This window comes from Kordia aestuariivivens (assembly GCF_014397005.1).
GTDB lineage: Bacteria > Bacteroidota > Bacteroidia > Flavobacteriales > Flavobacteriaceae > Kordia > Kordia aestuariivivens.
Genome location: NZ_JACGWS010000003.1, coordinates 191,491 through 205,107 on the forward strand (window position 1 = coordinate 191,491; position 13,617 = coordinate 205,107).

The 13,617-nt window shown below is 33.2% G+C and carries 7 protein-coding genes and 1 tRNA gene; 4 read left to right on the plus strand and 4 right to left on the minus strand.

What is annotated here, in order from left to right; translation table 11 throughout:
* Positions 1-78 precede the first annotated feature (78 nt).
* Positions 79-747, minus strand: a complete 669-nt coding sequence (locus H2O64_RS06365) for an SCO family protein (protein ID WP_187561331.1) — start codon at positions 745-747, stop codon at positions 79-81.
* Between the two features lie 140 nt (positions 748-887).
* Here H2O64_RS06365 and H2O64_RS06370 point away from each other — a divergent pair, with 140 nt between their 5' ends.
* The 4 genes from H2O64_RS06370 (at position 888) to H2O64_RS06385 (ending at position 5,738) form a co-directional block, all read left to right on the plus strand.
* On the plus strand, positions 888-2,642 hold the full coding sequence (locus H2O64_RS06370) for a M1 family metallopeptidase (protein ID WP_187561332.1): 1,755 nt from the start codon (positions 888-890) through the stop codon (positions 2,640-2,642).
* Between the two features lie 120 nt (positions 2,643-2,762).
* Positions 2,763-4,097: an RIP metalloprotease RseP gene (rseP, locus tag H2O64_RS06375; RefSeq protein ID WP_187561333.1), complete on the plus strand. Its 1,335-nt coding sequence runs from the start codon at positions 2,763-2,765 to the stop codon at positions 4,095-4,097.
* A 101-nt stretch (positions 4,098-4,198) separates the two neighbouring features.
* A tRNA-Asn gene (locus H2O64_RS06380) sits at positions 4,199-4,272 on the plus strand.
* A 509-nt stretch (positions 4,273-4,781) separates the two neighbouring features.
* Positions 4,782-5,738 (plus strand): hypothetical protein, encoded by a 957-nt coding sequence (locus H2O64_RS06385; protein WP_187561334.1) that lies wholly within the window; start codon positions 4,782-4,784, stop codon positions 5,736-5,738.
* Positions 5,739-6,221: 483 nt separating this feature from the next.
* Here H2O64_RS06385 and H2O64_RS06390 read toward each other — a convergent pair whose 3' ends face one another.
* The 3 genes from H2O64_RS06390 to H2O64_RS06400 all read right to left on the minus strand — a co-directional run bounded on the left by H2O64_RS06390 (position 6,222) and on the right by H2O64_RS06400 (position 13,588).
* Positions 6,222-9,092: a hybrid sensor histidine kinase/response regulator transcription factor gene (locus tag H2O64_RS06390; RefSeq protein WP_187561335.1), complete on the minus strand. Its 2,871-nt coding sequence runs from the start codon at positions 9,090-9,092 to the stop codon at positions 6,222-6,224.
* A gap of 384 nt (positions 9,093-9,476) precedes the next feature.
* A complete protein-coding gene (locus H2O64_RS06395; protein ID WP_187561336.1) occupies positions 9,477-12,497 on the minus strand; it encodes an efflux RND transporter permease subunit in 3,021 nt (1,006 codons plus the stop codon).
* Positions 12,494-13,588: an efflux RND transporter periplasmic adaptor subunit gene (locus tag H2O64_RS06400; protein ID WP_187561337.1), complete on the minus strand. Its 1,095-nt coding sequence runs from the start codon at positions 13,586-13,588 to the stop codon at positions 12,494-12,496. The genes H2O64_RS06395 and H2O64_RS06400 overlap by 4 nt, the downstream gene beginning before the upstream one ends.
* Positions 13,589-13,617 lie beyond the last annotated feature (29 nt).

Below are 13,617 nucleotides of genomic sequence, written 5' to 3' on the forward strand. Positions count from 1 at the left end.
TTCTTATTTAGATTAATTTTAAAGAAGCAAAAATAAGCTAAAAAGTTTAGTTAGAAAACTTCCTATTTAGAAAAAGTATTATTTGTAAGATTCTTTCAGGATTTTGATATCTCCGAGTAGTTTTTTGATGTCTTCTTCTTTAGTTCCATCATAAAATCCGCGAATGCGACGTTCTTTATCGATGAGCATAAAATTTTCGGTGTGCACCATTCCGTAATCATTATCACCTTGTGATTTTACTGCTAGGTATGATTTACGCGCCAAGTCGTAAATTTGTTTTTTATCGCCCGTAACTAAATTCCACTTTTTATCATTCACACCTTTTTCAATTGCATAACGTTTTAATTGCGCAACTGTATCAATTTCGGGTGTAACCGAATGTGACAATAACATAATAGCATCATCGCTTAAAATTTCTTTTTGGATAGCTGCCATGTTTTTTGTCATAATAGGACAAATCGTTGCGCAGGTTGTAAAGAAGAAGTCTGCTACATAAATTTTGTCTTTATAATCGTTTTGCGTGATGGTATCTCCATTTTGATTCACAAGCGCAAAATCTTTAATCGTATGATACTTACTAATGTGTTGTATAGAAGTATCGACCAATTCTACATTGACATTGGCAGGTTGATAGATAGGTAATACTGTTTTTTTCTGTAATGTGAAGTAAAAAGCAGTGACGATAATTGCTGACAAACAGCCCATTACAATCGCGAAAAGTTTATATTTTCCAAAAAATGCTAACATTTGAGTCCGTTTAGCGGTTAAATTGACCGTTCGTCGATTCTATTTCGTATGTTCATCGAAAAAACGCGCTACAAAATTACGATTTTTATTTTTGATTGGGAAAAATTCCTATATTGTCTATCCCAAATCTAACTTAAACTATGAAGAATACCATTTTAGCCATTGGTTTCTTATGGACTTTTATCGCCTACAGTCAATCAGGTCAAGAACTGATTGATATTGTGGAAGGAGAGCATAATAAGGCAGAACAACTACAGGATTTTCAGGCAAATCAGCATACAGCTACATACGATTTATTATCACATAAACTTCAATTAGAAGTAGATCCCGCAAAACATTATATCAAAGGAGAAGTAACTTCTGAATTCCGCGTATTAGAAAACACGGATGAAATCGTTTTTGATTTATCAGATAACCTAAAAGTTGCTTCGGTAACAACCAAAGGAGAACATATAGCTTTCACACAAGAAAACAACGAACTTACCATTACATTCACAAAAGGTATTTGTGAAAACGCTACGGAAACAGTAACCATTGCGTATGAAGGAACGCCAAACAAAAATGCTGGCGGAGACGGATTTGTAACAACGACACACAATAATACACCATCATTATATACATTATCAGAACCGTACGGATCAAGAGATTGGTGGCCGTGCAAACAAGACCTAAACGATAAGATTGATCAGATTGATGTGATCATTACGGCACCAAAGGCTTACAAGGCTGTTTCTAATGGCGTTATACTGTCGGAAGAAGAAAACGGAAACTTTGTAACAACACATTGGCAACACAATTACCCAATTCCTTCATATTTAATAGGAATTGCGGTAACAGACTACGAAGTGTTTTCACAAACTATAAAAGGAGACGGATATAGTTTTGATATTGTAAATTATGTATATCCAGAATCAAGAGATAAAGCAGAAGAGTACACGAAAGTTACGGTGGACATTATGAATTTGTTTCAAGGTTTATTTGGAGAGTATCCTTTTAAGGATGAAAAATACGGACATGCAGAGTTTGAATATGGTGGCGGAATGGAGCATTCTACAATTTCTTTTATGGGGAATTTTAGCAGATCATTAATTGCACACGAATTAGCGCACCAATGGTTTGGAAACAAAGTAACCTGCGATTCTTGGAATGATATCTGGTTGAATGAAGGTTTTGCAACGTATTTATCAGGATTGGTAGAAAACCATTTAGATGGTGAACAAGATTTTATCAACTGGAAACGTGGAAAAATTGCGGACATTACAAGTTCAAGAAATGGTTCTGTATATGTACAAGATGAAAAGTTAGATAATGTTGGACGCATCTTCAGTTCAAGATTAAGCTACAACAAAGGCGCTATGGTGATTCACATGTTGCGCACAAAATTAGGTGATGACGTATTCTTTCAAGGAATTCGTAATTATTTGAATGATGAAGAATTAGCGTATGGATATGCAAATACAAGTCAATTACAAGCACATTTAGAAAAAACAAGCGGAGAAAGCTTAAAAGAATTTTTTAGCGATTGGATTTATGGAGAAGGATATCCTTCATATAATGTAGCTTGGTATCAAGGTGACCAACGTGAAGTGAGCATCAAAATGAATCAAGAGCAATCGAACAGAAAAGTTGATTATTTTGAAATGAACGTACCTTTCTTAGTCATTGGAATACAAGGAGAAGAAAAGCTAATTACCTTAGATAATACATTTAATGGGCAAGAATTTACAGTAGCTGTTGATTTTGAAATTTCAGATATTATACTTGATCCAAAATATGATTTAATTTCTAAAAACAACACTATCGGAATTGATATTGAGGCAGTTGCAGAATTAGAAATCAAGCCTTCTATTGAAAATACAGCAAACAAAACAACCTTAGTTTCTACTAAAAAATAATCCAAGTTTACATCGTTTCAACGTAAATACACTAAAAACAAAATTTTAGGTACGCGCTACTCTTTTTTAAGTTGTCATAAAAGCTTACTTTTGTGCGTTCTATAAACATTTTATACTTAAATGGGATTATTTATTCAGATTACATCGTTTATCCTTATCATATCAATTTTAGTGATTCTTCACGAATTGGGGCATTTTATACCAGCGAAGCTTTTCAAGACGAAAGTTGAGAAATTCTACTTATTTTTTGATCCATGGTTTTCTTTAGTAAAAAAGAAAGTAGGAGATACGGTATACGGTATTGGATGGCTTCCGTTAGGAGGTTATGTCAAAATTGCAGGTATGATCGATGAAAGCATGGATAAAGAACAAATGGAGCAACCACCACAACCGTGGGAATTCCGTTCCAAACCAGCTTGGCAACGTCTCATTATTATGTTAGGTGGTGTCATTGTCAACTTCTTACTAGCGTGGTTTATCTACATTGCTTTATTCATGTATTACGGAGAAAGCTACGTTCCTGTTAATAAAATAGAACACGGATTGTATTTTGATAGTGTTAGTGAAAAAATTGGACTCAAAACAGGCGATAATATACTTGCTATTGATGGAAAAACAGTTGAAAAACTAGACAAATACTTAAATATTGACCTTTTATTAGGTGATGAAGTCACGGTAGTGCGTGAAGGAAAAGAAGTAACTGTTGCATTAAGTGATGAAGGAAAAAAAGCAGCGTTAGAGCGCAGAGGACGCCAAATTATCATTCCAAGATACAATTCATTAGTAATAGGAACGGTAAAAGATAGTTCTAATGCAAAAATTGCCGGCTTATTAGCAGGCGATGAAATCGTAACTGCAAATAATAATGCATTTGAGTTTTGGGATGAATTCACAGAGGAAGTAGAGAAAAGCAAAGGAAACTCAATTGATCTGAAAATCAAAAGACAAGGTCAACTCATTGATATTTACGCAAAAGTTTCTGACAGTCTTGGTTTGGGAGTGTATCCAAATGTTAGATTAGCAGAAGAAAAATTATCAATTACAAAAGAATATGGCTTCGTTGAAGCAGTTCCTAGAGGATTTAAAGAAACCATTGATGTTTTAGTACGCCAAGTAAAGCAATTCAAACTCATCTTTAATCCGGTAATTCAAGGATACAAAAAAGTAAAAGGACCTATTGGAATTGTGGACATGATGCCAACCACTTGGAATTGGCGCTTCTTTTGGAATTTCATGGCGATGTTCTCCGTCTGGTTAGCATTCCTAAACATATTACCAATTCCTGCCTTAGACGGCGGACACGTGATGTTTTTACTCTATGAAATCATCGTAGGGAAAGCACCATCGCAAAAAGTAATGGAAATTGGTCAAGTTGTAGGTTTTGTGATCATTATGAGTTTAATGATTGTTATCTTTGGAAATGATATCTGGAACCTGATAAAAGGCACTTCTTAATAAGAAATGGAACAGATCTTAAAAGTTTTTTAAATTTTTAAATTATTTGTTTGTTCAAAATAAAAAATAGCATATATTTGCCCTCGCAAAAGCAATAACACTCCTCTTTAGCTCAGTTGGTTAGAGCATCTGACTGTTAATCAGAGGGTCCTTGGTTCGAGCCCAAGAAGAGGAGCAAAGCTTTCCAAAGCCACTAGAAATAGTGGCTTTTTTTATGCGCATACTTCCCATGTAATCAACCTCTTTACGCGTTAATTGATCAAGTTTCAGGAGCTGTATTTTTCAAGAATCTTTATAATGATCCAAAAAAGAGGTTGCAATTCTACTTTCGTCAAACTGAACTTGATTCAGTTTCACATAATCCTTGAAGATTAATCCGTTGAAATTCTGAAATACATTTCGACAAACCCAATGTGAAATATAGAATGACTTTTTCCACACTTTTCAGAGTGCCTCTTTTTTAATATTTCAAATTGTATCGCTTTATTTTTCGCCTTCCATCAGCATTTATTTTCTTCGCTAATGACCGTTTTTGCAACGATTTCCAAGCTTTTGTCCGAAAATGAAAGCGGCTATCCGTTTTTGAAAGTACATGTCCGTTTTTGTATTTGATTTTGATTTACAGCTACATACTTTCGTCCTGTTGTACAATATTAACATTTTATTAACTAAATCATTTTAAACATGAAAAAAACAAATTTAATTAAACAGTATACATTCATTTTTTCAAGTATTTGCTTGTTCTTACTTTTAGGATTAGCTACAAGTTGTCAAAAGGAAGAAATTACTTCTCCAGAAGAAGTTGCTACTGAAGAAGCTACAGATTTAAAGTATTTCTTCGATGGTATTGAGTATAACAAAGAAGAATGGAACGATTACCTTACTGATAGCAAAACAGATAAGGATAGTTACTATTACACAATGGCAGAAAATAAGGTTTATGTGCACAATAGTGCCGATCAATATTATGCTTTTCAAGAATTTGTAAAGCAAGCTATTGAAAGTGGGGAAAACCTAGCGAGTATATTTTTAAATAAGTCAAGTTGTTACTTTGCTTCTGATTTATCTGATACTCCTAATTATTATTATTCAAATGGTGACATTTTCAACGGTGAAGCTTATAGATACTGCTCAGAAGCAGACTATCGGAATAGAGAATTTATTACGCTTTTGACATTGTACAAGGACATAGATTTTGGCGGTAGCGGTGAAATGCGTATTTATTTTGCTGATTATGTAGAAGAAGCTGCAATTGGTGGTTGGGGAGGCTTACGATGGAAGGAAATTAACAGTGGAAGTATTGATCTTCCAAGTGAATTTAAAGATGAAGTGTCTTCTTTTAAGTATGAAGTACTTGCAGAACCAGACTTATATGCCATTTACGGAAATTCTATCCGGAATTATAGAATTGTCTGGACAGTGGATTTAGTTGGTACTACTGCTCTTTTAGATGGTACATGTGCATTCCGAAAAAGCTTGGCTATTAATAAAAACAATGATGGAACATACAACACCAACAGAAAGTATGAAGATGATAAAAATCTTCATAATAACAGAGCTTATTCTTGTGGTACTTTATCCAATTGGGGAGATAGAGCTGACTATGTAAGATTTAAAATGACGGGAAATCAAATCAATTAAAAGCTAATGACTTAGTTAGTTTTTAAAATTTTTCAAATCGAATCTCCCATCGTATTTAACACACCACTTTGGGAGATTTTTATATTGATTTACTAGAAGTTATACTAGCCTTAGTAGTGAAACCTGAACTGTGTAACACATTTTTTGAAGCCGTAACAGATGCTTTTGTTTTTTAAGTGTTTAGGATGATATAACTAGGTGTGTTATTACTTTTTTCTAGGTTCTAGGTATAAAAAACAACTATTTAGTAATTTTAAAATATTGATCAAAGAAGAAAACTGGTTAAGAGGCTGTCTGAAAAGTATAATTTTCGTCAAGCTGAACTTGATTTAGTTTCACATAATCCTTGAAAATTAGTGCGTTGAGATTCTGAATTTAATTCTGAATGACGCTTTTCAAGACTTTTTAGACAAACTCTTTTTTATGTGATATAGTAAACAGAAGAAGTATAAAGGTTGTAATCTCAAAGAAAGCATTTTAATCTTAAAAATAATCAGCAGGATGCTTTCCAAATCGAGCCACATACAATTTACTAAACCGTGTTACATTGTCCATCCCAACGGATATAGCAACTGCTGTTACATTACCATAGGTATCTTCTTCTAATAATCTTCTCGCTTTTAGCAACTGAATTTCTTGCTGAAACTTTTTAGTGCTTAAACCCGTGATGAGTTTTATTTTTCTTCTCAGTTGTCGTTCGCCTAAGAATACTTTTTCCGAGAGATCATTTAATTTAAAATCAGGATTGTCTATGTTTTGCTCAATAAGTTTGGCTACTTTGGCAATCAATTCTATGTCTGTTTTGGTATGTTTTCTATGGTCAATACTGGTTAAAACGTTGGTTTCATCATCAGTTTTAGTAAGTAACTCTTCCAAAGCATCTTCTTGTGCTATGGTTTCTGCTTTTATTTTTTTACGAGTTATATAGCGTTCTAGTAAATTATGTGTTCTGGCTAAAAGTTCTTTAGAAACAAACGGTTTGGTCAAATAATCATCAGCGCCAACCGTTAACGCTTTTAACTTATAATTGATTTCAGCTAAAGCGGTGAGCATAATAATAGGAATATCATAATAGGTTTCCGACTGTTTTATCATTCCTAATAAGGTAAAACCATCCATTACAGGCATCATTATATCTGAGACAATGAGGTCTACGGTGTTTGTTTGTAACTTTTCTAGGGCTTCTTTGCCGTTGTTTACAATAATTAATTTATATCGTTTTTGTAAAATAGAAGCAATAAATTCTTGCATTTCGGTATGATCTTCTACAATTAGGACGGTATGTTTTTTTACTTTAAACTCTGTTTCTAATTGTAGATGATCGAGTGAAATGTCAGTGTTTAAAAATTCAGTATTGGAATAATTTTCGGATAGTTTTGTTGTAGCTTTTTTAACAGGCATCGTTATGGTAAACGTACTTCCTTGTCCCAACTCACTTTCTACGGTAACTTTCCCGTTCATCAATTCCACCAACTCTTTTACTAACGACAATCCAATACCCGATCCGCCTTCTAAAGGTTTTGTAGTATCACTGGTTTGAAAATAACGATCAAAAATTTGAGGAATATCTGCTGCCGAAATTCCAACACCTGTATCTTTTACAATAAGTTTTAACTGATTTTTTTTCGTCAATGTACCGAGTACAGAAATAGCACCGTCCAACTGCGTATATTTAATTGCATTGGAAAGTAAATTGTTAATGATTTTTTCTAGTTTTTTTGTATCTACAATGGCATGAAAATCTTCTAAATCCTTAAAGCAATACTCAAATGAAATGTCTTTTTGTTTTGTTAACTGAATAAACTTTTGCGTAGTGGTATTGAAAAAAGTATCCAAATTTGTACTTTGTGCATTCAGTTTCAGCTTCTTTGCTTTCAGTTTTGATAAGTCTAGAATATCATTGATCAGTGTTTTCAATGCATTTGTATTATTCATGACCATTTGTAATTTTCCTTTTGTAATAGGATCTAATGGTTCTTTGTTTTCGTTTAATACTTGTTCCAAAGGTCCAGCAATGAGCGTCAACGGTGTTTGCAATTCGTGTGTGATATTGGAAAAAAATTGTGATTTTGCTTCATTTAATTGTTTTAACTGTTCATTTTTTTTGGCAATGATCATTGATAATCTAATTTTCTTTTGGCGGTCTTTAAAGAAGTATATAGTCGTAATAACAGCCATAATAAAAAGCAATATGACAAATAGGATCACATTACTTTTGGTTTGACTCTTATTTTGTTCAAATACAATATTAGTATCTCTTCGCGTAATCTCTGAAAAGGCACTTTTCTTTAGCTCTTCATTATTTGAAATAATTTTTTCTAAAGTTCTAGTATCTTCTACGATAGCTATTGCTTTTTGAAAATCTCCATTTTCTTTATAGGCTTCATACAACAGGTTACCAACGGTAATGTGCTTTTTAGAAACTGTTTGTTTGTTGAGTAGTTCAAATGCTTTTTCGGCATTCTGAATTTTTTCAAAAACATTAGTATTTCTATCTGCTATTAATGCTTTTATATAATAATATTCAGCAAGTAACCCAATGTATTTAGGGTTTTTCAATAAATCAACAGCTTTTGCTAAAAACAGATCAACTTCTTTAGTTTCATGGTTTTCAAATTTTATGAATGCCAATTCCAAATATGCCATGGCAACCCTAATAAAGGAATCATTTCTAGTTGCGACTTCTTTTGCTTTGTATGCATATTGAAGTGCAATATCCATGCGCCCAATCTTTCTATGAAAGCGCCCAAATTTTAGAAAAACGATAGCGGAGATTTTTTTTTCATCAATATTTTTGTCTTTTATATACTCAAACAAAGAGGTATACTGGTTAATTGCTAATTCAAAATTTTCTTGTGCGGCAAAAAAAGATGCAATTTCAGTAGTAGCTGATTGTCTAGCTTCATAAAAATTGGAAGGATTGGAAATATTTTCTGTGATGTTCAGAATTTTATTAAAGTTTTCTGAAGCCTTGGATATATAACCTTCATTTTTGTATGCATTACCTATTCTATTTAGAGATCTTAAGTACTGTTGAATTCCTTCTGTAGTTTTATCACTTTTTGTTAATTGTAATGATTTATTACCATAATAACGGACGCTATCGTATTTTGGAACTGCTAAATAGTATTTAGATTTGAGATGTACACTAGCTATATCATTATAGATTTTTGCAGAATCAACAGTGTTAATTGCAGAATTAAGTATTTGAAAGTGTCTTTCTAGCTCAATTTGGTCAGAACTTATAAGATTCTTTTTTAACTTATTATTTTTTTGTTGACCAATACTAAGTGTAGCCGCCAATAAAAAACAGATTGGTATTATTTTTTTGAATACAACGAATAGTTTTCTCATATCAAGTTTGGGGTAGGTTCTTATATAAATATAACGGTATTTTTAGGAAATAGTTTGTTTCAAAAATTGTTAACGTGTTATTTGTCTCGTTTAAGGTAAGTGAAAACCGTACTATTGTTTGCCATTTATTAGAAATGAAATAATATGCTAAAAATTAACATCAAACACCTATTTCTTGTTTAAGCTTTCTTCTGAATGAACCCAAAAAAGTTAAACAAAAAGAAACATTCTTGAGAGGTATACTCCAGGTTTACGGGAAAACCATACACTTTTTAATGTTTGCATTTATTTATGAAATAATTGAGTTTTGAAAGAAAAACCGTATTTTTTTACCATAAGGAATAGCGGTATTTGAAGGTTAGTCCGTAAAAGGTGAAAAATGAATTAGTGTAACTTCTCAAATTTTTGATGCAAATAACTATATAACAATGGAATAAAATACAAACTAATAAACGTACCAATGAGCATGCCACCAATAACGGTTAATGCCAATGGTTTTTGTAAGGTAGCGCCTAAACCGCTCATGAATAAAAAAGGAAGCAACGCCAAAATAGTGGTGAGTGATGTCATTACAATCGGTTTTATGCGCAATTTTCCGCCAGTTTTAATCGCGTCTTCAATAGAAAGCCCTTGCTTTTTCAATAGATTAATGGTGTGAATTTTTAAAATACTATCGTTTATAATCACGCCGCACATGACAATAATTCCGATCACCGCCATGATATTGATCGATTCGCCAAAAAGCCAAAGTAGAAGCAATGCGCCGCCAATATCAATAGGAATTTCAAGTAAAATAATTAACGGTTGCCACAACGATTCAAACTGTGCAACCATGATGAAATAGAGTAACAAAATTGCAATGACAATGACAACTAACAATTCTTTTTTCAATTCTTGAATTACAGCCCAACTTCCAGAAAATCGCACGTTCACATCAGGATGTTCTTTAAAGGTGTTTGCAATGGTTTTCATTTTGTCTTTTGTGTTTGCTTCACTTTGTATGGGAAAACTTAAATACTCACCATTTCTGTTCGCGGTAATGGTTTTGTATTGCTGAATTCGTTGAATTTTAAGTAGGTTTTTAATAGGAATATCCGCGCCGTTTGTATTCTTTACAAACAAACGATTGATTACATTTTCTAAATTGGAAACATTGTAATTTAGCTTGATCGGAATAAACTTTTTTGCCGTTTTTAAATCATCAATAAAATTTTGACTAAAAGCGGCTTTGAGTTCATTAATAAGCGAATTATAGTTTACATCATACAACGCTACATTTTCATGAATAATTTGGATTACGGCCGTTTGTTGCAACGGAATATCCACAGTATTTTTTTTATCTAACAATTGCGTAAGTTCTTTGACTTTTTCTTCTTCAGGAACTTCTAGTTTTCCTTTTGAAAATACTTCCGCAACAAGCGTTTCTTCTTTTGTATTAAAAATATATTCAAAAATGGTTTTTGGTTTGTTGAAGCTATACGTACTTCCTGTATATTTTTCTAGTAATAAGTCTCGGATGCGCTCTTTTACAATAGTTAATTCTTTTGGGGTTGTTGTTTTTAAATAAACGGAAGCTTCCGACAAACTTTTTATATTCTCTCGTTGCAATAAAAATTGTTGTTCTCCAATTTGAGCAAAAGTGGTTTCAAGTGTTGGAATGTTTTGTACAATAGTTTGAATTCGACGCTGATTTTCAGTCACATTAATTTGTTCATTCCAATCAATGGTAAGAATGGTTTCATTTTGTGTAATTTCAGGCAACTGTTCGTATTTCATTACATTAAACAATACAATAGCAACACAAATACTTAAGATGGAAATTCCATACACAATCCATTTTTTGGCAAAGAAAAAACGATATCCTTTTTCATACCAATTTTCAACAACCTGCGTTTGTAACGGAATGCGAAACCAAGTCGGAACCTTTATTTTTTTGCTTTTTAATTGTTTGTATAAAGGCGGAATTAGAAAGATAGAAACCAACAGTGAAGTTCCCAAACCAATAGAAACTGCCAACGCTTGATCAAAGAATAAGGTACCTGTGATGCCACTTAAAAATAACAGCGGTAAAAAGACAGAACACGTTGTTAAAACGGCACTGATCAGCGGAGAAATGATTTCGTTTGTTCCTGCTGCACAAGCTTCTACTAAATTGAGTCCAGCTTCCAATTTTTGTGTAATATTATCAATGACAATGATAGAATTATCAATCATCATTCCTACGCCAAGAATCAATCCGGAGAGCGAAATGATATTTATAGATCTTCCCGAAAGGTATAAAAAAAGTAAACTGATAATGAGCGAAGTGGGAATGCTAATAGCAATGATTAATGGCGATTTGAAATCTTTCAGAAAGAAAAACATAATTAATATTGCCAATATACTTCCAATCCATAAACTAGATTTTAAATTATCAATAGACAATTGTAAAAGTTTGGTTTGGTCTTGGTTGGTGGTAAAGTGCACATCGGGATACTCTTTTTCAAAGGCTTGAATGAGTTTTTCTACAGATGCTTTTAGCTCATACATTCTGGCATCTGCTTGTTTTATAATCGCCAATACAATCACGCGTTTTCCATTGGCATACGCTAATCCTCTTTCTTGTTTTGGTTGAATGGACACATGTGCCAACTCTTTTAGTTGAAATAGTTTATCGTAAATATTGAGATAAATATCTTCTATGTTTTCCTTTGTCCGTAAAGGATTTGAAAAGAGGAAATTGTATTGATAAATTCCGTTTTGAATGGTTAAATTTCCGAGTTCAAAATTATTTCTTTGAATGGCAGTGGCGAGTAGTTCATTTGAAATTCCTAAACTAATGAGTTTATCTTGATACGGCGTGATGATAATTTCGGGTTGTGCTTGTCCGCTCATATCTGCCAACGCAATATCGGGTTGTTGTTCAATGCGTTTTTTTATCACTGTTTCGGCAAATTCGCTTAACGCGAGAAACCGAGCTGACGTATAATTTTCAGTTAACGAAACCGTAAGATTTAGTATCGGAATATCGGTGGCGGAAGCTTTTAGAACGGTTGGTCTTTTCATATCGCGCGGCAACTGATTGAGCGCGGCATCTACTTTTTCGTTGGTTTCTATAAAAGCATAATCAGTGTTGGTTCCGTAAGCAAAACGCAGTGTAAGTGTTGCAATTCCGTCTCTGGCTTGGGTTTCAATGTCAACTAAGTTTGCCACTTGCAGCAATTGGTTTCGTAACGGTCTTACGATGTTGGTTTCTAAGATCCGAGCCGTATTATTTGGATAGCTAAGTTGCACCGTAATTTCAGGAATGTCAATATCGGGCAATAAAGAAGTAGGAATGCGTTGCGACGCTACAATGCCCAGTAGTAACAAGGCAAGCGTTACCATAAAAACAGCGATTGGTTTGTGAATTAAAAACCGAATCATTCGTGTAGGTTTTCTTCTTTATGCACTTGAAAAGTAGGCGAAATTTTTGCGTCATGCGATAAGTTCATATTCCCCGTAACAATAATAGTATCGCCATATTTCAAGCCTTTTTGTAACGCATAACTTTTGCTGTTTTCATCCAGAATTTCTATGTAATTCCATTTTGCTTTGCCATTTTCAGCCGTAAAAACAACTTCTCTGTCTTCGCGAAATACTACCGCTTCACGCGGAATCACTAAAACGTCAGTTAGCGGTTTATTGATGCGTATTTTAACATGCATTCCATCAAATAGTGAAGCAGTTGGTTTTTGGATGCTACCTTTTATTTTGACAAGTCCATTTCTATCTACTAACGGATTTATTTCTGTGATAATTCCTTCATAGTGCATCTTTTCATCAATAAAAGAAGTCACCGTTATTTTTTGATTCGTTTCTAAAAAAGGAATTTCATTTTCGAGTACAGCGAACGAAACTTCTAATTGTTTTCTATTGATAATTATACAGAAGATATCTCCAGAAGTAACAAAATCACCTACTTTGCTTTCTAAATTCGCAACAACGCCACTAAAAGGCGCTTTTAAGAGTGTTTGATTGTATTGTATTTGCGCATTATCTAGTGCGTTTTTTGCTTCTGTATAACCGCTTCTTAGGTAAATATTTTTTAATTTTTTTGGTTCAATTTTACTTTCGTCAATACCTCCAAAACCATAGTTTATTTTTTCTTCAATAAAATTCCGTTTTGCTTTATCCAAGTCAATAGTCGCTCTTTCCAGCAGATTTTCTAACATCGCATTGTCTAGCGTTGCCAATACTTGTCCTTTGGTTACAAACCCTCCATTTTTTACATGAATGCTAGCAACGCGTTCACTGATTTTAAAGCGAAGTTCACTTTTTTGCAATGCTTCTACAACACCATTAGACATGGTTTGTTTTTGAAAAATGGCACTATCTATTTTTGTAGTTTGTACACTTAACTGTTGCGAAACACGTTTTGCTTCCTCACTTTTTTCGTCATGCGTAGCTGTTTCTTTTGTATCAGAACAGGATAGAAAGAAAAAAAACGTGACGAAAAGCAAGATGATTTTGTACATTATTTTAGTGTTTTTTTTTGTTAAGAAAG

Excerpts from the sequence above, each read along its gene's own strand:
- H2O64_RS06365 (WP_187561331.1), bottom strand. The coding sequence starts at position 747 with ATGTTAGCATTTTTTGGAAAATATAAACTTTTCGCGATTGTAATGGGC.
- H2O64_RS06370 (WP_187561332.1), top strand. The coding sequence starts at position 888 with ATGAAGAATACCATTTTAGCCATTGGTTTCTTATGGACTTTTATCGCC.
- rseP (WP_187561333.1), top strand. The coding sequence starts at position 2,763 with ATGGGATTATTTATTCAGATTACATCGTTTATCCTTATCATATCAATT.
- H2O64_RS06385 (WP_187561334.1), top strand. The coding sequence starts at position 4,782 with ATGAAAAAAACAAATTTAATTAAACAGTATACATTCATTTTTTCAAGT.
- H2O64_RS06390 (WP_187561335.1), bottom strand. The coding sequence starts at position 9,092 with ATGAGAAAACTATTCGTTGTATTCAAAAAAATAATACCAATCTGTTTT.
- H2O64_RS06395 (WP_187561336.1), bottom strand. The coding sequence starts at position 12,497 with ATGATTCGGTTTTTAATTCACAAACCAATCGCTGTTTTTATGGTAACG.
- H2O64_RS06400 (WP_187561337.1), bottom strand. The coding sequence starts at position 13,588 with ATGTACAAAATCATCTTGCTTTTCGTCACGTTTTTTTTCTTTCTATCC.